This is a genomic window from Pseudoalteromonas sp. HM-SA03, from assembly GCF_002289345.1.
In the GTDB taxonomy this organism is placed as follows: Bacteria; Pseudomonadota; Gammaproteobacteria; order Enterobacterales; family Alteromonadaceae; genus Pseudoalteromonas.
Genome location: NZ_NSDG01000115.1, coordinates 1 through 20,264, shown reverse-complemented (window position 1 = coordinate 20,264; position 20,264 = coordinate 1). Strand labels below are relative to the sequence as shown.

Below are 20,264 nucleotides of genomic sequence, written 5' to 3'. Positions count from 1 at the left end.
GACGTGCTGACTAATCATTCATCCACATTTGAAATTTAATCGCACATCATAAGGCTTACCGAGCGCACCATCGGCTATTCCTCCACCTATGGTCATTGCAGCCCCTGCATCATCGACACTATTTCGACCAAAAATCCACATCGCCATACCGGCAGCCTCAACGGCATTAGCTACGCCTTTTTGCGTGATATAAGTACTCTCAGGCGTATCGCTGTTATAAATGATATCTAGATTCACAACATACGCGACCATATCAGCTTGTTTGCAATAGTGCCTAGCCTGCTTTAATGCTTCTTTACTACCCGCATCACGGCTGTCGGAAAATAACATAATATTATGCACACCATCAGACGATGGACGCACATCATCATGATGAGCACACCCGGATAACCAAACCGCTAAACCAACACTTAATAGAATTCTTTTCATCACACTCTCCTATTCATTAAGCGCAAGCTTAGAGGTTATTTCGGTTTAGTTCCGTTAGTCATTGTTTAAATTTGTAGTAAGCGACACGGTTGACCAATCACTGAGCTCACTTAACTTCCACGTCTACCCAAACTAAGCGGTGATCGGAGCTGGCATGACGACTTTCCACTAAACGGAATAATTCGTCTTCTTTGCTTGGCCAGAAAACCCCGCTGCTAAGTACTTGAAAGCCGAACTTGGATGGCAATACGTAATCTACGCGTGCCCCCCAATGTGCAGTATAACTGCGACTCGCACTTTCCTTGCTATGTTCACTTCCGCCTCTGCTCGTTGGCGCTAAGCCCGAAAACACTCTAGGGTTATCTAATAATTGTTCTATCACACCAGGTCTATGTTTATCCCCTGTATCGGCAGCATTTAAATCACCGACAATGACAAACCGTGTATCATTTTTAAGGCCACCTTTAACGCCATTATCATCATAAATGTACTGGCTACGTTTAGGGTCGATATAATCGGCCATTAAGCGGATCTCATCGTGATTTCTGTTGCCATTTCTATCCTCTTCACCATCAAAGACTGGAGGTGTTGGATGCATCGCCAGCAGGTGAAATAATTTACCGTTCACTTCAATTGGCAGATCCCAGTGAGATTTTGAGCTTAGTCTCAAATTTTTCCACTCTTGCTCACTATACCAAGGCTGTTTCGTCACAGGGTCTGTTGTGACCTTATGGTCTAGCATATCTTTCCAAAGAAAGGTCTGCAGAGTTCGGGCCTGCTCTTTTTTAATCGGGTACTTTGACAGTACAACCATCCCATATTGCCCCTCATATAAACCAAACCCTTGGGCATCGCCACCATAGTTAGATTGCTTACCGTCATTATCTAAATCATACGGTGTTGCTAATCCAGTATTGACTGGCGCAATATAAAAGTAAGGATACGATATCGGCTGCTGATCCGCTTGAGGTTGCGCTAGATAGTTGTTTACAAATGCCAGTACACCTTTATTTGGTTCAGCGATGTAATCAAATTCATTGAGTAGGATCACATCTGGGCGAACACGCTGAATGATTTCTGCAATATTTTTGATTTGCTGATGTTGACCATTTTGTAGCAACTTACTGAGCTTTTGAGGGTCCAGCGCTTGCCCTTTTTGTTGATAGTTCGTTGCTTCCATACTGACATTAAAGGTAGCAACGCGAAGTGTTTGTGCGCTTACTGCCGTTGTCATAAATAGAAAAAGTAGACCTACGTATTTCATAGACTTGCCTTAAAAAATTGTGATAAATCCCGCGATGACTATTTTATTCATAATCCGTTGAAAAACGGAAATTATCTCGACAGATTCAACCGATTTAATGTTGGCAAGTTAGCAAAGAGCGGTTAAAGTTAAGTGATTAACTGCTTTGTACTACCAGTGTGAAATTTGTGAGTATTTTAAAACGATTACACCTCATCACCACAAACCAAAACACCACATTTGAAGAAAAAGTGACGGCGCTGCTTACGCTTGGCCTCGATGTATTTGAGCTTGATATTGCAATCGTCAGTGAAATTCAAGCTGATGTATACACAGTAAGGCATGTGATCACTCCAGATAACTCTTTGTTGGCTGGTACGGATTTTGAACTGGCAAACACCTATTGCTGGCACACTTTACAAGCAGACAGCGCGCTGTCTTTTCATCACGCAGGTACTAGCGAAATTGCCACTCACCCTTGCTACGCAAACTTTGGCCTAGAGAGCTATATTGGTGCCCCGATTATTGTTGATGGTAAACGCTATGGTACCGTCAACTTTTCCGCATCCAGCGCCAAAACCCAGGCGTTCAGTCAAGAACACTTAGATTACGTGAGTTTATTAGGTCAATGGATTGGTGTTGAAATTTCTCGGCAAAAGGCGTTAAAGAAAATACAACACCGTTCACAAGCATTAGCAGCGATGAGCCGTCTTGCTGATATTGGCTCATGGGAGGTCGATTTTAGAAAGAACAAAGTGTATTGGAGCCAACAAACACGACTCATTCATGGTGTTGATGATAATTTTACGCCTACACTCGACAATGCCATCAGCTTCTACAAACCCGGTATTCACCAAGAAAACATTAAGCAAGCCATAGATGATGCCATCACTTCAAAAACCAAATGGGACATAGAATCCATTATTATTGACGCCAATGGCAACGAAAAGTGGGTCGCCTCTCACGGTCAAGGTGAATATGAAAATGGCGAATGCGTTCGGGTTTTTGGAGCCATTCAAGATATAGATGAACAAGTCAAAATGCGTATTGCATTGGATCAAAAGCGCGAAGAAGCGGAGCAACTTCTTAAAACCCGGAGTGAATTTATCGCCAAAATTAGCCATGAATTAAGAACCCCGCTGAACGGATTAGTCGGCATGCTTCAAGCGTGCAGAAAAGAAACCGACATAAAAGAAATCAAGAGCAACCTGAGCGTTGCAGTCAACAGTGCAGATATGTTGATCACATTAATAAACGACGTATTAGACTTCAGTAAGTTAAATAGTAATAACCTGAAGCTAGACAATACTCCGTTTGATCTTCATCAGTTAGTCGAGCAAGTTGTAGGCTTGTACAGCCCAGCCTGTCGCGAAAAAGGGCTTTCAATTAACTTCCATATTCATAAACAAGGCACAAATTGGCTCTATTCAGATCCGACTCGAGTTAAGCAAATTATTGCAAATCTAGTGAGTAATGCCATCAAATTTACACCAACGGGTAGTATCGATATTTATGCCGACGTGCTAGGAAGTGAAACTTCTCCGGTTCTACAATTAAGTGTCTCAGACACAGGCATAGGGATTGCTAAGACCAATCAAGTACATCTTTTTCAGCCATTTAGCCAAGGCGATGCCAGTGTAAGTCGGCATTTTGGTGGTACTGGTCTTGGCCTTTCAATCGTATTTGAGCTTTGCAATTTGTTGCAAGGCGAAGTACAGGTAGAAAGCGAGTTGGGTAAAGGAAGTACCTTTATCGTTACCTTCCCAATAGAGTTCGCAGAAGAAGCCGACAACGTACAAGAGCAAAAGACTGAAGAGCAACATATTTCCTTATCAGAATGTAAAATCCTGCTTGTAGATGATAATCAAATCAACGTACTGGTGATGGAAAAGCTACTGAATCAGTTTGGTGTAACTCACATCGACAAAGTCTATAACGGCGAGCAAGCCGTAAAATCATGCCAAGACAAAACCTTTGATATTGTGTTTATGGATTGCGTCATGCCGATTATGGATGGCTTCGAAGCCACTCGCAGCATTCGTGGACTACCAAAAGAGAAACGCGAAGGGCCGCACATTATTGCGTTGACCGCCAATACTTCAGAGTCCGATAAGGAAGCCTGTTATGAAGCTGGCATGAATAACTTCCTGTCCAAGCCTATTCAGCTCGACGCACTAAGAGGCGCGCTTGAGCCCTTCACGCACAAAAAAGGAGCTTGACCCAGCTCCTTTTTTGTTATTACTCAGCGCTATTATTCCGCTGCTTTTCTTTGCTCGCTTTAGTACCGTTACTGCTCTTCTTTGGTTGACCTGTGCGGTTAAAGATCCCTAAGCGAATGCGTATAAAATGTAAAATCTCTCTCGCCACATCAATATCTACAGCCTGTTCAAGCCCTTCAAAACCTGGACTTGAGTTTGCTTCACAAATTTTAAAATGCTCTTCATCGAATAATAAGTCGATGCCAGCGACGTCTAGATTCAGGATATTAGCAGTTTGTGTTGCTAGCCATTCAATTTCAGGGGTGATCGGGTGTGGGCTACCTTTTGCACCTAAACTCACGTTGGCCTTAAAGTTCTTACCGCCAGAATTGCGCTCCATACACGCTACAGCACGGCCACCAATGGTCAATACACGTAGGTCTCGACCATGACTCGACTTCACAAAACGCTGCAAAATGATATTTGCTTTTGGATTTGTTGCTTCAATAAGTTGCATCAAATCATCAAATTCACCACGTGATTTTGACAAAAATACGCCGCTGCCCTGCGAGCCTGATAGCGTTTTAATCACCACAGGGAACCCAATTTGCTTCTCTACCAGTTCAATATTTACAGGGAACTTAACCAACATGGTTTTTGGTGTTGGTAAGTTTTGCTCTGCAAGGATCTGCTGCGCGTACAGCTTATCTTTTACAGTTTCGATAGACTGTGAAGAGTTAAAACAATGTACGCCTAAACGCTCAAGGTGACGGATAATCGCAAGCGTAAAGTAAGTCGTGCCTGCACCCATACGCGGCAGAACAAAGTCGGGTAACGCAACCGGCTGGCCATCGATTAGAATACTTTCTTCATCTTCTCTGGTTACCAATAGATCGAATTGATCAGGTGAGTAAACTTGAAGATCAATACCTTCTTCCTTTGCCACCGCCATCAATCTATCTATTTCATAAATTTCAGGTTTTAACAAACTGGCAGAGTCTTTGTAAATGATCCAACCGCGCATACGAATTGCCCCTTGAGTAGCGGAATAAGAGGGTCGCTGTTGACACGAATTGTTAAGTGAAAACACCTAAGCAGGTTCGTGTATCACCGGCCCCCAAACAAAAGCGCGATTATGTGGACTCACTCAAAAACAGTACAGCAAAAAAAATTTATCGACACAATCTAAAAAACTACTCACGATTTTCAAAGTAAGATTGTGTCCCGTGGGCTTCCAAGGCGCTCTCAATCCGTTTTAACGCCAGTTTGTATACGGCATCTCGCATCTCAAGCCCTTCATCACTTCGCAGCTGCCACGCCGCTTCAAATGCATTCGATAAATATTGCGCCAATTTATCTTGCACAGTTTGCTCGTCCCAAGCCTCTCCTTGGCGATTCTGACACCACTCAAAATAGCTTACGATGACGCCGCCGGCATTAGCTAAAATATCAGGGATCACTATCACGCCCTGTTCATGCAAGATTTCGTCGGCGTCCGCCTCAATGGGTCCATTGGCAATTTCGACAATATACTTTGCTGATACTGCTTTGGCGTTATCTCGGGTGATTGCGCCGGATAGCGCTGCGGGCACCAAAATGTCTACATCCAGCGCAAGCAGCTCTTCATTACTCAGCACTTTATGTTCAACGCTTTCACAGACCGAATCATCACAGTACACGGCTTTAAGCGCCTTATTGCGTTGCTTTTCTTGATAAATGCTTTCTATATCTAAGCCATCTTTACAGTAAATCCCGCCTTTTGAATCGCTTACTGCAACGACTTTATAACCCGCTTGCTGCAACAGCCTTGCACAGTGATAGCCACCGTTACCAAAGCCTTGAATAGCTACCGTTTGCTCCGCTTTATTCCAATTATTTTTTTCACTAAGCCGCTCTATCATTAAAAATGCACCGCGACCCGTGGCGGACTCTCGCCCTTCACTCCCTCCAAAAATAAGCGGTTTACCAGTGATCACGGCTGGACTTTTTTTACGGACGATTTTCTCGTATTCATCCATCATCCAACCCATGATCCTGGCATTGGTGTACACATCCGGTGCGGGAATATCTTGATCGGGTCCAATAAAATCAGCATTAGCTCTGATGTATGCTCGAGCAAGGCGCTCAAGCTCCATGGGACTCAGTGATTTAGGATCAACGGTTACGGCACCTTTACCGCCACCAAATGGCACGCCAACCGCTGCACACTTTAGCGTCATCCAAAGGGCTAAAGCTTGCACCTCACTCATATCAGACTCTTGATGAAAGCGTATTCCGCCTTTTGTAGGACCTAGCAAATCATTGTATTGACAACGATACGCCTTAAAATAATCAAGTTTACCGTTGTCACGACGAATTGAGATATTGCTCGACAGCGTTCTTTGAGGCTGGGCTAACGCTTGATAGGTAGACTCGTTAATTCCTGTTTTTTCGACTATATGATTTAATCTTTTCAACGCGTCTTTTAGAAGATCCGTACTCATCCTTTCCTCGCTTATTTTTAATTCAACAAGTAATTGTATGAGTGCATGACGCCAAAAGATCAAGTCAATTAACTGGGATTAATAATTATGCGATTTCCTCTAAGAAGTAGGAAGGCGTATCATTTGGTGCTAATAAAAAGCACTGTTTCTTCGCTCTGGTTAATGCCACATAGAATAAGCGCCGCTCTTCTGCGTCAGGAAATGCCCCTTGTGCAGGTAAAAGCGCATCGACAAATGCTGGCGTTTTCACCTGAGACGGGAAGTTTCTATGCTTGAGACCAAATACTATCGTAAAGTCTGCTTCAGTCCCTTTAGCACCGTGAAAGGTGTTATGTGAAATAATAAGTTCTGGATAGAGCTGCCGCCACTGCGCAATCTTTGATTTATCAGGTAATGCTCTGTGATTTCTTGCCAGTAAGGCAACGGAAGTTTTCCCTTCATTGCGCTGCTCAATATGATTGAGCAGTTGTTGCGCCTGCGACAATTCGTCATCCACCATCACTTTCACCACCCCCTGCCCTGCCACGCCTGCGGTATGAGAAGTGATATGCTTGGTTATTTGTTCTGGATTGCGGCAAATAAACTCACTCGCCGTGTCTAAAATGGTTTGAGGATAACGGAATGTTTTATCCAAATATGTGGTCGTTGACTTACCAAAATACCGAGTAAACTCGGTAGTTAGGCGCATATCGCCACCACTAAAGCGATAAATAGCCTGCCAATCATCACCAACGGCGAACAATTGCGAGCCGGCTTTTTTATCTAGCAGCACCTGAATGAGCTTTGCCCGCACACGGGAGATATCTTGAAATTCATCGACCAAGATGAACTTCCACGGTGAAATAAACTGACCAGACTCTACGTAATAAATAGCCCGCTCCAGCATGTCATCGAAATCGATGCTAGATTCATTGCTTAGATACAGCTGATATTCCGCAAGAACTGGCATGATCACACTCATTTGATTGCTAAATTGCGTCAGCAGTTGCTCAACCTCCCCCATTATTTGAGCATGCTTCATCAAAGGTAATACCTGACTTATCAGGTCTATTGCCTGTGACGCTTGCTGTGTACTCGAACTTTTCAGAAATAGCGCAAAATCTCGCTCAAAGTGGCTTTCTTGTCGCAACGACTGCACGGTGTCTGCAATAAATTGTTTAAATAGTTTTTTATCCGTTGCTAGAGTTGAAATTGTCGGCTTTGCCCCTGTAACCGCTTCGATGATCTGTATGCCAAGCGAATGAAAGGTAGAGCAATTTAAGGTATTACAGAGAGGCCGACAGCGCTGACGCATCTCCGTCGCGGCATCATTACCATACGCAAGCAATAACAGCTCATTCGCCTGAGCTAATTTACGATGCAAGAGATACCCAACTTTGGCCTTGATAACGCTTGTCTTACCCGTGCCTGCGCCAGCAAGCAGTAATTGCCTGTCATCTTGGATCACACAAGCCTTACGCTGAGCTAGCGTAAGGGGGTTTGATTCAATGCTGTCAAAATAGTTAGCGTCTTTTGCCAAGTAGTGTTCGACAAAAGCAGACTGAAACTCAGCAATATCACGCTCATTCCAAAGTGCAATTTCTCGTACAGTTGCTACTTGAGGTTTTAACGAATTTGGCACGGCATTGTCATCTAGGTGCTGCCAACTAGACCATAAGGCACTGCAAACCTGACGTACTAGAGTTTGATTATGATGGCTGAGATATCGACGCGTTAATAACTGCTCAATTTTATGAGCTTTGACTTGCAAGTGCTTGCCATGGTGTAAGATCCACAGTCGTTGCAATTGTTGCACTAACTCATCTGCACCTTGATTTTTAATACTTAACACATAGGTCTCGTGACCCTGTTTGATCAGGACTTTTTGAGCAAGCCAACCACGCAGAGGTGCTGGCGGAACTGTCATAGTGCTAAAGGGGATGAAACTATCAGCAGATTTCGACTTAAGGTGGAGGCCTTCTTTCGTACATTTGGCACCACGTACCCCATAAAACAGCCGACTAAAGAGATGTAATGCTATCAATTGGTCAATCAGACAAAGTAATTCCGTTGCTGCCATACTAGCACGAAACCCAAAAACGCGCTTAATGAAATTTTGTCATCGCTATTTATTTTTTATTAATTTCAATGAACTAGTCTTAGTCTATTACTTAGCTAACAGATTCTGCGACTTAATGTTTAAGAAGGCAGGCGAATAAGGCCTGCACATCAACATATCAAGCAGCTGTTATTGTAGTTAGCTTTGTTTTAGCCGCTAACGTTGCTTTACCAACCAGTACGAGTACCACTGCACCAATAATCACAGGCGTAAATAAAAAGCTCCATCCCTCCAGTGCCAACATGATCAGTATTGGATTTGCGCCAGCCGGTGGGTGGGTGGTTTTTGTTACTAACATACTAAATACGCCAAGCCCCGTTGCTAATGCCAAAGAGAATTCGTTAACACCGATATACTGCGCAAAAATAATCCCGATTGTAGCGGTAATAATATGTCCAAAGATGACATTTTTAGGCTGCGCAAGTGGACTGTCGGGCACACCAAATACCAGCACTGCCGTTGCGCCCAAGGGTGCCATTAAAAAAATATGCTCAGCACTTATCGTTTGACTAAACGCCAATATTGCAATTGCGATAAACGCCCCCGCTCCAGCAATTAAAGCAAGTTGTATTTCTCTCATTGTATTCTTCCCTTTCCAAAAAGTAGACCAACTTGTCTACCTTGCGAATAGTAGACAAGTTGGTCTACTTCTGTCAACCTATAATCACGGTAATAAACATGGCTGACTGATGAGTACAAAAAGACAACAACTGATCGATTGCGCAATGGACCTGTTCTATCAACATGGCATTCATGCCATTGGCATTAACGAAGTATTAAAGTCATCTGGCATTGCTAAAAAAACCCTGTACAACCATTTTGAGAGTAAAGAGGCGCTGGTGCTTGCAACACTTGAGCAGCGGCATCACCTATTTATATCTTGGTTATCTCATTGCCTTGAAAATGCTCAAACGAATGAACAGCTCGCAGAGCAGCTATTTTCAGCACTAGATCAGTGGATTAATAATAAAGTGGCGGTGCTGGGCGATTTCCGTGGTTGTTACTTTATTAACACGGCGGCAGAATTTGGTGAGCTTACCAATCCAATAAATCAACTATGCCAGCGGCACAAACTTGCGGTAAAAGCGATACTGAAACAAGCGCTCAACGACGCTGATGATGCCGCTGTCGAGCGCTTGTTTCTATTGAGCGAAGGGATTATTTCAACGGCCTATACCTGTCACGATACGGATGTGGCCAAGCGGGCACTCAAGAATTAAGGTATTTCTCCACTTCTGTAAAGCAAGATGCAAACTTGCTTGGCACAAACTCGATAATGTCATACCGAGCCACTTCGGCGACATAAAAGGGATCTTGACGCACAATATCAAGTAGCTCAGCTTCACTACTCGCCTTTGCCAAAATAACCCCACCAGTTCGTGGGATTTTTCTACCAGAGGCGATAAAAGTACCATTGGCATAGAAGCGATCTAAAAACACAATGTGAGGGGCGAGCAGCGGCTCTACCTGTCCAATTTCGGTAACATAAGTAAGGTTAACAATAAATATCGAAGCTGACATTAAGCTATTTTCCTGTGTGATTATGGTTCTGATTTGGGTGCTTTTTTACGTTGTTCTTGTTTGGCTTTCGCGACATTTTTAAAAACGGGTGGTGGAATAGGAAAAAGAGAAATGAGCGGCATTAAAGCCAAAAATAGATAAGCGCCTTTTGGCATTTTTTTGGCCCATAGCACGACCTTAAAAAGTAAAAAGGACGCGATAAAAATCGCCGTAAATAACAACAATACTTCTGTGATCCCTATATCCATTATTATCTTCTCATCTATTCAATAAGCTGGATATGGAGATAAAATGGGTAAAAAACAAGCGACGTAAAATAATACCAACTTGCTTAATTAAGTGGTCTATTTTGAGGCGAGAAAATCTTGTCGATAACTAGGCAAAAATTTTGCTATTTAGTTGTTCTAAATGAGGAGTTTTTAACGCTGTTAGCGTCAGATTTACTCCTTCAAATTGAGCAAGTATTAAGTCAAATTGGTATAAACTAAGATAAGAACGAAAAAAGGCCCTGCGGGCCTTTGGATTTTAGTTACTTTGGGATAATCTGCGATCAGTACAGCATCGCAGAAACTGTGCTGTGATTATCAATCGCCATCGCGATACTTAGGACTGTGATATTGACTATTGAGAATGCAAATACTTGCCTCGCCCAACCATGTAAATCTAAGTCTCTTTGGTATCCTTTTAGCGCCATCAATAACCACCAAAAACTGGTTGTACAGGCCACCGCCATAAATGCTATGCCGGTATAACCGCTAAGCGGCAGTAACATCACCACCAGTGCATAAATGGCGATATACAAAACAATGTGATGCTTAGCCTTTTCAATACCTTGCGCGACTGGCAACACCGGAATATTCGCGGCCCGGTAATCTTCAAAACGGAAAATCGCAATGGCATAAGAGTGCGGCATTTGCCAAAGACAAAACATCAATAATAAAATGGCAGCGCCAGAGTCAAACACCCCGCTTACTGCGCAGTAACCAACCACAGGAGGCACTGCCCCTGACAGGCTACCAACCACCGTGCCATACACTGAGTTTCGTTTCATGTATAAGCTGTAAACACCGACATAAATAAAAAACCCAAATGCGGCAAAACTCAGCGCAATCCAATTGGTGAAATAGGCTAAGAGCCCAAAGCCAGATAATCCGAGTACCAGACTATGTGACAGTGCAGCAACTGAGGAAATTTCCCCAGTTACTGTCACGCGAGTTTTAGTGCGGGCCATTGCCGCATCGATATCCCTGTCGATGACATTGTTAACTACACAACCTGACGCAACGACTAAAGATAGCCCTAGCAGAGTCAAGGCAAATAGCAGCCAATCAACTTCACCTCGAGAGGCCAATAAAAAGCCGCCTGCGACTGAAATCAAGTTTCCCATAATGATCCCAGGTTTTGTCACCTGAAAATAACGACGCAGCATGACTACTCTCCTGTTAATACATCATCATGGCGTTCGATTCGTAGATGATCCAGACCGACAGCCCCACTACCATCACAATAATCAACGCACTAAAGATAAAGGAAAGCGTGCTTGCCTTGCCTTCTTCCGTAACAAAGTTCAGGTGTAAAAAGTACTTCAGGTGCACCCAAATTTGCACTAACGCCGTTGTCACTAACGTCCAAAATGTCGTGCTAGATGACAAGCTGCCACTCATCACGGCAGCAAAAGGAATGGCTGTCAAAATAACGGATAACACAAAACCAATTAGATATGACTTCACACTACCGTGGCTGTCATGTTCATGCTCGTGAACATCCATCGGTGCTAACGCTTGAGATTCACTATGGCTCATTACATTGCCCCCATTAAATAAACAACGGTAAATACACAGATCCACACGATATCTAAAAAGTGCCAGAACAAGCTTAAGCAGCTCAAACGCGTTACCGTTTGTGGTTTAAGACCACGACGTGTCACTTCAATCATCATCACTGTCATCCAAATCAAGCCTGCCGTCACGTGCATGCCGTGCAGACCCACCAATGAGAAGAAAGAAGTCAGAAAAGCACTATGCTGCGGCCCATGACCATGTACTATCAAGTGATGAAATTCATATACTTCCATGCCAATAAACACCGCACCAAAGGCAAATGTCACCGCAAGCCAAGATAAGGTTTGCGACTTTTTCTGTTTGTTTGCCGCTATCATGGCAAACCCAAAGGTAATACTACTTAACAGTAGGGCCGCGGTTTCAACCGCAACAAAGCCCAGCTCGAATATGTCTTTGCCAGACACGCCACCTGCCGTGTTCATGTACAACACGGCATAAGTGGCAAAGAACGAAGCAAACAACAAACAGTCCGTCATCAGATATAGCCAAAAACCGAATACGGTGTTTGAACCTGTGTCATGATCTGCATGCTCGTGAGCATCTTCTAACGCATGCAGCGTAGCGGGAGTAATTGCACTCATGAATTAACCCTCCTGTAATGCGCGAGAAAGGTGGGCAGACTCAATCTGCTCAATCTCGTCAACCTGAACATAATAATCAACGTCGCTGGTGTAACAACGCTTAATAAATACCGCGATAGCACTGACAAAACCCACCGCCGCTAACCACCAAATATGCCAAATCATGGCAAAGCAAAACACGGTCAATGACGCGCTGATAAGCACTCCAGCCGGAGTATTTTTTGGCATGTGAATAGGCTGATAATGTGCAGGCTTTTGATATGCCTGTCCCTGCTCTTTCATTTCTGTCCAAGCGTCAATATCGTCAACCACAGGGGTTTTCGCGAAATTGTAGTACTGCGGAGGAGAGTCCGTTGACCATTCTAGCGTATGCCCATTCCACGGGTCGCCTGTGGTGTCTTGCAATTGCTCACGGTTTTTGTAGCTCACCACTAGCTGTACCACTTGGAAAATTATCCCAAACATAATGATAAAGGCACCAATACACGCGATGTATAGCCAAATGTTCCACTCTGGCGTGTTGGTATGATTAAGGCGACGTGTCATGCCCAAGAAGCCGAGCACATAAAGCGGCATAAAGGCCACAAAAAAGCCAACCAACCAGCACCAGAATGAGGCTTTACCCCAACGCTCATCAAGCTTGTAACCCATTACTTTAGGGAACCAGTAAGCAAAACCCGCTAGATAACCAAACACTGCCCCACCGATAATGGTGTTATGAAAGTGTGCGATCAGAAAAAGACTGTTGTGCAGCACATAGTCCGCGCCAGGAATTGCAAGCAGTACGCCGGTCATCCCACCAACAGTAAAGGTCACCATAAACCCTAACGTCCATAGGACCGGCACCGTGATCCGCAAACGACCGCGATACATGGTAAATAACCAGTTGAAGAGTTTTACTCCCGTCGGGACCGCAATGACCATTGTCATGACCCCAAAGAAAGCATTAACATTGGCGCTTGAACCCATAGTAAAGAAGTGATGTAGCCAAACAATAAAGCCCAAAATAGAAATCGCACCGCTGGCATACACCATCGACTTATAGCCAAACAGGCGTTTGCCTGTAAAGGTTGAAATAATTTCTGAGAAAATCCCAAACGCAGGCAAAATCAAAATATAAACTTCAGGGTGACCCCATGCCCAGAACAGATTGATATACATCATGGCATTACCACCGGCTTCATTGGTGAAGAAGTGGAAGTCCATATAACGGTCAAGCGTTAGCATCGCGAGCACCGCAGTAAGAATTGGGAAAGACGCCGCAACTAGGATATTTGCCCAAGTACAAGTCCAAGTAAAAATAGGCATTTTCATTAGCGTCATGCCAGGTGCACGCATCTTAAATACGGTTACCAAGAAATTCACGGCAGTGAGCAATGTCCCAAGTCCGGATATTTGCAGTGCCCAAATATAATAATCAACCCCGACACCCGGACTAAACGACAACTCCGACAATGGCGGATACGCCACCCAACCGGTTTTTGCAAACTCACCAAATGCCAAGGACAAGTTGATCAGAATTGCCCCGCCCGCCGTCAGCCAAAAACTGAGGTTATTCAAAAACGGAAAGGCAACATCTCTAGCACCAATTTGCAGTGGCAGGATGATATTCATCAAACCAATCATAAAAGGCATCGCCATAAAGATGATCATGATCACCCCGTGTGCGGTGAAGATCTGGTCATAGTGCTCAGGAGGCAAGTAACCGGCAGCGCCGCTTGTGGCCATCGCCAACTGCGTACGCATCATGATGGCGTCGGCAAAACCACGCATTAACATAATTAATGCCAAGATAATGTACATTACGCCTAGGCGTTTATGATCGATTGAAGTGATCCAATCGTGCCACAGCACGCCCCATTTTTTGTGTTTTGTGACCATTGCCGCCACAATCAGACCAACGATAGCCACCACAGCTAACGTCACCATAATAATGGGTTCGTGATAGGGGATTGCCTCGATGGATAATTTACCAAACAACGACATAATTACTCCTCAGCCTTGCCGTGATGTTGATGCGCTGCATGCTCTGGTTTGGCGTAATAATTCATTTCGCCATGGCCCTGCATGTACTTCATAACTATGGTGTGAAATAAGCCCTGCTCTACCGAGCCAAAATACTCAACGGGGTGATATTCTGAAGGCTCAGCCAGTTGCGTATAGCGGCTTGCGGTTAAGGCTTCACCGTTAGCTTTGACATCGGCAACCCAGTTATCAAAATTTGCTTGATCTTTGGTCGCAATGGCATCGAACTTCATTCCCGTAAAGCCCGCTCCACTGTAGTTAGCAGAAAAGCCTTTGAACGTCCCCGGCTCGTTGGCAATCAGGTGAAGCTGTGTTTCCATTCCCGCCATCGAGTAGATTTGACTACCAAGCTGTGGGATAAAGAACGAGTTCATGGTGCTTTCGGAAGTGATTTTGTACTCCACAGGTACATTCGCAGGAAATACCAGCTCATTCACTGTGGCAATGCCTTGCTCTGGATAGATAAATAGCCACTTCCAGTTTAGCGATACCACCTGAACAGTGAGGTGTTCACCCTTACCTTCCAACGGTTTGTACGGATCAAGAGATTGTGTAGAGCGCCAAGTGATCACCCCAAGTACAATAATAATCACAATCGGAATGGTCCAAACCACGGCTTCTATTTTGTTAGAGTGAGCCCATTTAGGTGCATAGATCTCGTGGTCACGACCGTCTCGGTACTTCCACGCAAAATATAAGGTAAGAATAATAACTGGTACTACAACGAGTAACATCAGTACAGTGGCAATGATGATCAAGGACTTCTCATCCATGCCAATTGGCCCCTTGGGATCTAAAATGCCACCACTACAACCGGTGAGCATAAGCCCCAATGAAGCGAACGCATAATTCACAACACTACGTTTATTCAATTGATTACCCTTCAACGATAAGCTGCGGCTTATTTATCAAGCACGCTGAGTATCTATTTGTGCAAGCTATGCTGCACAAGTTCGAATTGCACTGTATCCATCAGGGAAAATGCATTAGTGAAGGGAAACACTCCTTTGATACCAGTCACTAACCATTTACCAAATAATCGATACAGTAAACGGACAATCACATTTGCTAAGCTTACAATTCGCCCAAAAAGGACAGTAAGTAGCCGATTAATGTAATTGAAACTGAATTGCTGACTGCTGATCCAAATCGCGTAAATCGAACGCACTGGATTCAAATATTGCGATTACGCAAACAGACAGCGGTACCCAAAAGGAGGAGCACGACAACCATGTGCACTAGGCACCGGTTGAGGATGAATAGCCTCAGTAGAGGCGAATGCCGTTTTACGCAGGACAACGCCAGCGCGTGTAGGCAAAATAGTATGGAAAACTAACCAATAAAGACCTATCAATAATTGTAATGACAAGATAGGCTGAGCCCAAAACTCTCCGAGCATCACCAAAACAGAGTCTGGTAGTGAATTATCTGCAAAAAGAGCTTCTAATTCAGCAACATCACCTAACATGCCAGTAAATAATAATGCCGTGTTAAACAACATCAATGCGCTTAGTACACTGAAAATACGACCGAACAACTGTGCGCGCGTTATCGCACAACCTTGATAGGTTGTGTCGTCAGCAGTAGCAGTATGTCGAACATAGCTTAACAGTGGCACAGATTATCCTGATGTTCTTATCTTGATAGAATTGGTTAGTTCAGAACTTTCAGTCTAAACTGAAAATTCACAGCGAGTATAACAAAGTCGCTATTCGATTCAAGCGATATCTGCAATGATCTATATCAAATTCTCTTAATCTATACTGTCTACTTCTCCCTATACTGACACATCAAGCCAGCAATTAAGCGAAATGTTACAACTACTCTGACAAATGGTAAGTGAATTCAAGGTGGGACCTTAGATCTGTTCGCATACGCGGAAGTGTGTACCTCCGCTGAGAATTGTGGCTAGCAAGGAGTTTAGTGCGTCACACAACCGCTGGCAGTTGTGTGGCTAGTTGTCCCGATTAAGCGGCCTTAGCTTCTTCCAACCACTCTGTCATTGAACTTGATACTTTATTTACATCACAACCATCAAGATGAAATATCCAAACCGAAAAACCGCAGGGTCTAGATACAAAAAATCACCTTCATCTTCTGCAATAACAAAAGCATTGGCGAATCGACTAATTGCGAGCTGTCCTTCAGGCGAATGAATTTCACCTTTTTCAGTGCTTTGTTGATAACATTTTAAGTAAAGCGCTAGTTGCTGATGTGCAGGTGCCTTACCAACCCCGATCATTTCAACTTCTTCACTCAATAGTGATTCATCATAGAAAGCCCAGCACCGTCCCTCAAAATCAGGGTACTCTTCTGGATATTCGTTGAAGAAATAGTCCTCACCCGCCTCTATATTTGCAAGAAACGCTAAATATTTCTCTGGCAAAATAATCGTTCTTTCTTTTTGTATCTTGGAGATCTTCATATTTCTTCCTTGACGTTTTACGCTGCGTCACACCAATTTTCCACAGTCAAGACTCAAACTAATAGCACTCTATATATTTTCGGCCTTTGCAAGTACACACCGGTAACAAAACTGCTCGGCGGGTAAACCGTCTCCTACTAGACTGGTTTTACTTCGAAGTGGGAGCTGCTTCACGTAGCGATCTTTAAAAAACCAAAGCCACACAACCCCATCCAATATAACCCATTTTGCTTCTAATCTAAGTAGCAGCTGCTTTACACAGCGAACTGTAAAAACCCTCACCCTCCTCTAAATAAACACCAGTCACAAACTGCTCGGCGGGTAAACCGCCCACCACACTGATTGTACTTAAGAGTAGGAGCTGCTTTACGCAGCGATCTTTAAAAACCATCGTCACACAGCCCCACCCAACAAAATCCACCGCAGTTAATCAGCATAAGGATAATGAACATGACGCTGCTCTTGTAATTTCATACCCAAATATTCAAAGGTCCCCACCAGCATCTCAGTAAATGGTGCTGGTGCTTTTTCTTGGCATGAGGTCGACAAGATAGAAAACTGCTTTTCACGTAGCGTTCTAAGCTCCGGCTTTAACGCTTCTATGTCCATAAAGTCGGTTATTCTGTCGATAAATGCCTTCATTCTGGGTGTCACTGCATACCAATAAACGGGGGATGCAAAAATGATGTGCTCAAAGCCGAGTACCCATCTAAAAAGGTTAACAAAGTCATCATCACTGTGAGAGTGTTTGTAGCAATACTCACCAATTTTATAACGGTCTAAATAGATGAGCTCAGCTCTTTTTTCTTCTGCTAGTGCCTTTGCAGATTGGTAGGTATTTCCATTGGGGTTTGAGCTTGAGTAAATAACGACTGTTTTCATAATGTTCAATTCCAGTTGCACTAATAATAAATTGGGTGCTACCTTAAAACCTCACCTTAAGTTAAGGTAAAGTACTAATTTATGAAAACTGAAAAATTATTAAGAGACGAGCCCAACCTCAGTGTCGGTAAGGTTGCTCAAAGAGCTGACGTTGCGGTGTCTGCTCTGCATTTCTATGAGAACAAAGGGCTTATTCGTAGTTGGCGTAATAACGGTAATCAACGCCGTTACAAAAAGGATGTGTTGCGCCGTATTGCCATTATTAAAGCTGGCCAAAAGATGGGGATAACCCTAGGAGAGATAAAAGAAACCCTTGATACTCTGCCCGACTCAAGAACACCAACTAAAGCGGACTGGGCCAAACTTTCTACAGCCTGGCAAGCAAAGCTGGACGAAAAAATCGCTTACATGCAACGTTTAAGAGACTATGTCGATGGTTGCATTGGCTGTGGCTGTTTGTCGATGAAATCATGCCCTATCTACAACCCCGATGACATCGTTGCCAAAGAGGCTAACGGTGCGGTGTGGTTGGATGAGCCAGACAAAGCAAATAAAGCAAAATCTTGTTATGATAGCGAAAACCATTAAATAGGACACAATAATGAAAAAGACTGCCTTGTGCATGGCGCTAGCCATGGCAATGGGCCTGACTGGCTGCTCACTTTCTCCTTCGTCTGTCGAGACGACGCCTCCAGCTTCACAGCAAACAGTAGCAACAAATGCACAATTCGCTGACTTTTCTCAGCAATTTATCAATGACTTATGGAAACAGTACCCAGAAGCGTCGCTCTGGGCAGGCTTTGGCAAGTACGACGATATTATCACTGTACCAACCCAAGCGACTCGTGATGCAAGTGTTGCCTTCTCTCAGGCGCAACTGGCTAAGTTACAACAGTTCGACCTTGCTAACTTAAGCAATAGTCAAAAAATCGATTATCACTTGATTGAAAATCGCCTAAAACGCGATATCTGGCATATTGAAACCTTCAAAAGCTGGCAGTGGAATCCGTCAAACTACAATGTTTCTTATGGCTTTGCGACGATACTCAATAGCCGCTTTAAAACGGATGACGAAAAGCTCAAGCTCGTTTTAGCACGTCTTCAATATGTGCCAGCGTATTATGAAGCAGCACAAAACAATATTAACAATCCAACGCTCGAATATACTCAGCTTGCGATTGCACAAAACCAAGGCGCATTTAGTGTATTAAACGACGAGTTGCTTGATAAACTCGCGACTTCATTATTAACAGCCGAGGAAAAAGCCCTATTCAAGCAGCGCTTCGCTGCCGCGAAATCTGCCATCAATGGATATGTATCTTACCTTAGCAACCTTGAAAAAGAGTTAAGCGAAAACGGTAATGCGCGCTCATTTAGAATTGGTGAGAAGCTGTACGAAGAAAAATTTGCCTTTGATATTCAGTCTGGCTACACCGCCAAGCAAATGTATGAAAAGGCAATGGCCGACAAAGCCCGTGTTACTAATGAAATGGTTAAGATTGTTGATCAACTCTGGCCAACGTATTTTGCTGACAAGCCACGCCCAAAATCTGACATTGATGCGATTGCCACGCTTATCAAGCACCTTTCGGTCAAACACGTAAAGCGTGAAAACTTTGTGAGCGAAATCAAGGCGCAAATTCCAGAGCTTGAAAAGTTTGTGATGGAAAAGGATCTCATCACGCTAGACCCTGAAAAGCCGCTAGTTGTTCGCGAAACGCCTGAATATATGCGCGGCTTTGCTGGCGCTTCAATCAGTGCTCCGGGCCCATACGACAAAAAGGAGAACACCTATTATAACGTGTCTCCGCTGGACTCAATGAGCGACGAGCAAGCTGAATCGTATCTACGTGAATACAACCATTGGATCCTGCAGATCCTAAATATTCATGAAGCCGTGCCAGGCCATTACACTCAGTTGGTTTACTCTAACGAATCTCCGTCTTTGGTGAAGAGTATCTTAAGCAATGGCGCGATGATTGAAGGCTGGGCAGTATACACTGAGCGCATGATGCTAGAAGAAGGCTATGGTAACTTTGAGCCTGAAATGTGGTTAATGTACTACAAGTGGAATCTACGTGTGATCTGTAACACTATCCTAGATTACGGTATCCAAGTAAAAGGAATAAGCAAAGAAGAAGGCTTAGATCTGCTGATGAATGGGGCTTTCCAAGAGCGTGCAGAAGCCGAAGGTAAATGGCGCCGTGCAACCTTGAGCCAAGTACAATTAACCAGCTATTACTCTGGTTATCGCGAAATTTACGACTTCCGTGAAACGCAAAAACAAAAGCTTGGAAAGGAATTTGACTTAAAGACATTCCACGAAGAGTTCTTAAGCTTTGGTAGTGCTCCGGTGAAGTATATCCGCCAGTTAATGGCAAAATAACATAATAATGCCGGCCTCATAGCCGGCATTATTTTTTCGAAAAATTGATATCACCCGTTAGTCGGCCTTTAGGCCGACTAACGCAGATTGATGATAAACCCCGCTTTTTTAAGCGGGGTTTATTTTTCCCAGTTGTTGGAGCAGTTTTCTCT

At 43.9% G+C, this 20,264-nt stretch carries 20 protein-coding genes; 4 read left to right on the top strand and 16 right to left on the bottom strand.

The genetic code is table 11. The annotated features are described in order from the left end of the window. Positions 1 to 18: 18 nt before the first annotated feature. Positions 19 to 429, bottom strand: a complete 411-nt coding sequence (locus tag CKO50_RS22220) for a hypothetical protein (RefSeq protein ID WP_017218873.1) — start codon at positions 427 to 429, stop codon at positions 19 to 21. Positions 430 to 535: 106 nt separating this feature from the next. Further along, on the bottom strand, positions 536 to 1,693 hold the full coding sequence (locus tag CKO50_RS22215) for an endonuclease/exonuclease/phosphatase family protein (protein ID WP_095729945.1): 1,158 nt from the start codon (positions 1,691 to 1,693) through the stop codon (positions 536 to 538). Positions 1,694 to 1,860: 167 nt separating this feature from the next. On the opposite strand from CKO50_RS22215, the gene CKO50_RS22210 reads away from it, so the two are divergent. After that, complete coding sequence (locus tag CKO50_RS22210; RefSeq protein WP_095729958.1) at positions 1,861 to 3,891, top strand: ATP-binding protein; 2,031 nt, start codon at positions 1,861 to 1,863, stop codon at positions 3,889 to 3,891. 19 nt (positions 3,892 to 3,910) lie between these two features. Here CKO50_RS22210 and CKO50_RS22205 read toward each other — a convergent pair whose 3' ends face one another. From CKO50_RS22205 to CKO50_RS22190, 4 genes are all read right to left on the bottom strand, one after another. Next, positions 3,911 to 4,894 carry a RimK family alpha-L-glutamate ligase gene (locus tag CKO50_RS22205; protein ID WP_095729944.1) on the bottom strand — a complete coding sequence of 328 codons (984 nt, stop codon included), beginning with the start codon at positions 4,892 to 4,894 and terminating at the stop codon, positions 3,911 to 3,913. Positions 4,895 to 5,063: 169 nt separating this feature from the next. Continuing rightward, positions 5,064 to 6,353, bottom strand: coding sequence for a Glu/Leu/Phe/Val dehydrogenase (locus CKO50_RS22200; protein ID WP_095729943.1), 1,290 nt, complete (start codon positions 6,351 to 6,353; stop codon positions 5,064 to 5,066). A gap of 85 nt (positions 6,354 to 6,438) precedes the next feature. Then, positions 6,439 to 8,412, bottom strand: coding sequence for a UvrD-helicase domain-containing protein (locus tag CKO50_RS22195; RefSeq protein ID WP_095729942.1), 1,974 nt, complete (start codon positions 8,410 to 8,412; stop codon positions 6,439 to 6,441). A gap of 157 nt (positions 8,413 to 8,569) precedes the next feature. After that, entirely contained in the window at positions 8,570 to 9,031 is a 462-nt protein-coding gene (locus tag CKO50_RS22190) for an HPP family protein (RefSeq protein ID WP_095729941.1), read from the bottom strand. A 109-nt stretch (positions 9,032 to 9,140) separates the two neighbouring features. Here CKO50_RS22190 and CKO50_RS22185 point away from each other — a divergent pair, with 109 nt between their 5' ends. Further along, positions 9,141 to 9,671, top strand: coding sequence for a TetR/AcrR family transcriptional regulator (locus CKO50_RS22185; protein WP_095729940.1), 531 nt, complete (start codon positions 9,141 to 9,143; stop codon positions 9,669 to 9,671). On the opposite strand, the gene CKO50_RS22180 is transcribed toward CKO50_RS22185, so the two are convergent. The 10 genes from CKO50_RS22180 to CKO50_RS22135 all read right to left on the bottom strand — a co-directional run bounded on the left by CKO50_RS22180 (position 9,661) and on the right by CKO50_RS22135 (position 17,726). Next, positions 9,661 to 9,972 (bottom strand): YciI family protein, encoded by a 312-nt coding sequence (locus CKO50_RS22180; protein ID WP_095729939.1) that lies wholly within the window; start codon positions 9,970 to 9,972, stop codon positions 9,661 to 9,663. The genes CKO50_RS22185 and CKO50_RS22180 overlap by 11 nt on opposite strands. 20 nt (positions 9,973 to 9,992) lie before the next feature. Then, on the bottom strand, positions 9,993 to 10,220 hold the full coding sequence (locus tag CKO50_RS22175; protein ID WP_017218863.1) for a hypothetical protein: 228 nt from the start codon (positions 10,218 to 10,220) through the stop codon (positions 9,993 to 9,995). Between the two features lie 302 nt (positions 10,221 to 10,522). Beyond that, positions 10,523 to 11,401, bottom strand: coding sequence for a heme o synthase (gene cyoE / locus CKO50_RS22170; RefSeq protein ID WP_095729938.1), 879 nt, complete (start codon positions 11,399 to 11,401; stop codon positions 10,523 to 10,525). A 13-nt stretch (positions 11,402 to 11,414) separates the two neighbouring features. Continuing rightward, positions 11,415 to 11,774: a cytochrome o ubiquinol oxidase subunit IV gene (gene cyoD, locus CKO50_RS22165; RefSeq protein ID WP_095729937.1), complete on the bottom strand. Its 360-nt coding sequence runs from the start codon at positions 11,772 to 11,774 to the stop codon at positions 11,415 to 11,417. After that, complete coding sequence (gene cyoC, locus CKO50_RS22160; protein ID WP_010606488.1) at positions 11,774 to 12,394, bottom strand: cytochrome o ubiquinol oxidase subunit III; 621 nt, start codon at positions 12,392 to 12,394, stop codon at positions 11,774 to 11,776. Before cyoC ends, cyoD begins: the two co-directional genes overlap by 1 nt. 3 nt (positions 12,395 to 12,397) lie before the next feature. Beyond that, complete coding sequence (cyoB, locus tag CKO50_RS22155; RefSeq protein ID WP_095729936.1) at positions 12,398 to 14,380, bottom strand: cytochrome o ubiquinol oxidase subunit I; 1,983 nt, start codon at positions 14,378 to 14,380, stop codon at positions 12,398 to 12,400. Between the two features lie 2 nt (positions 14,381 to 14,382). Beyond that, a complete protein-coding gene (cyoA, locus tag CKO50_RS22150; RefSeq protein ID WP_095729935.1) occupies positions 14,383 to 15,291 on the bottom strand; it encodes a ubiquinol oxidase subunit II in 909 nt (302 codons plus the stop codon). 314 nt (positions 15,292 to 15,605) lie between these two features. Then, positions 15,606 to 16,037 (bottom strand): hypothetical protein, encoded by a 432-nt coding sequence (locus CKO50_RS22145; RefSeq protein WP_095729934.1) that lies wholly within the window; start codon positions 16,035 to 16,037, stop codon positions 15,606 to 15,608. Between the two features lie 402 nt (positions 16,038 to 16,439). Next, positions 16,440 to 16,844 carry an SMI1/KNR4 family protein gene (locus CKO50_RS22140; RefSeq protein ID WP_255231128.1) on the bottom strand — a complete coding sequence of 135 codons (405 nt, stop codon included), beginning with the start codon at positions 16,842 to 16,844 and terminating at the stop codon, positions 16,440 to 16,442. A 426-nt stretch (positions 16,845 to 17,270) separates the two neighbouring features. Continuing rightward, positions 17,271 to 17,726: a flavodoxin family protein gene (locus CKO50_RS22135; protein ID WP_010375468.1), complete on the bottom strand. Its 456-nt coding sequence runs from the start codon at positions 17,724 to 17,726 to the stop codon at positions 17,271 to 17,273. Between the two features lie 81 nt (positions 17,727 to 17,807). Between CKO50_RS22135 and soxR the strand changes: the two genes are divergently transcribed. Both soxR and CKO50_RS22125 read left to right on the top strand, forming a co-directional pair. Further along, positions 17,808 to 18,314 (top strand): redox-sensitive transcriptional activator SoxR, encoded by a 507-nt coding sequence (soxR, locus tag CKO50_RS22130; RefSeq protein ID WP_010375466.1) that lies wholly within the window; start codon positions 17,808 to 17,810, stop codon positions 18,312 to 18,314. A 13-nt stretch (positions 18,315 to 18,327) separates the two neighbouring features. Next, entirely contained in the window at positions 18,328 to 20,112 is a 1,785-nt protein-coding gene (locus CKO50_RS22125) for a DUF885 domain-containing protein (RefSeq protein WP_095729933.1), read from the top strand. The last annotated feature ends 152 nt before the right edge of the window (positions 20,113 to 20,264 follow it).